Below are 729 nucleotides of genomic sequence, written 5' to 3'. Positions count from 1 at the left end.
TTCATGAATACGAGCGACTTTCATTCGCTGTTTATGCCAATTCGCTCCGCCTTTTGTACGTCTAGATAGAATACGCTGGGCATGAGCGAGTTTCTTTTCTAATACCCGAGACCATTTTGGATTACCGAATACCTCACCCGTTGAAAGAATAGCAAAGTTTTTCACACCAACATCTATACCAACAGTGGAATCGGTCTTCGGCAATTCTTGTACTTCTGCTTCAGCAAGAATCGAGACAAAATATTTTCCACTTGGATTCCTTTTGACAGTAGCACTCAAAATTCGTCCTTCTACCTCACGACTTTTGACAAATTTGACAAGACCAAGTTTCGGTAACTTCAATTTATTATCTATAATCGCAATGTTTCCATTTGTATGTTTCGTTGTATAGGATTGGACTTTATTGTTTTTCGATATAAACCGAGGTGCTTTGTTTTGTTTTTTGAAGAATCTTGCATACGAGTCAGCTAGGTTGTGAAGAGAAGATTGAAGAGCGATACTGTCCACTTCTTTTAGCCATACAAATTCTTTTTTGAGAGTAGGTAATTGCGAAGAACAAGTGCCATAGGATAACCCTTTTCCTGTTTCTTTATACCTATCATTCCACTTTTCCAAAAAGTAGTTAAATACAAATCGTGAACAACCAATTGTTTTCGTAATAGCTATTTTTTGTTCTAAACTAGGATAGATCCGAAACTGATACGCTTTATGGATAAGCACCGCTTTTCA

General features: G+C 37.2%; 1 protein-coding gene. It reads right to left on the bottom strand.

Annotation, left to right across the window (positions count from 1 at the left end):
- Positions 1-720 (bottom strand): transposase (locus tag MR113_RS27280; protein WP_242257480.1); only part of this gene is annotated, 720 nt, incomplete at its 3' end.
- Between the last annotated feature and the right edge of the window lie 9 nt (positions 721-729).

This window comes from Bacillus cereus group sp. BfR-BA-01379 (assembly GCF_022663605.1).
In the GTDB taxonomy this organism is placed as follows: domain Bacteria; phylum Bacillota; class Bacilli; order Bacillales; family Bacillaceae_G; genus Bacillus_A; species Bacillus_A mobilis.
Note: the sequence above shows the minus strand (reverse complement) of the source record. Positions and strands in the feature narration are given on the sequence as shown.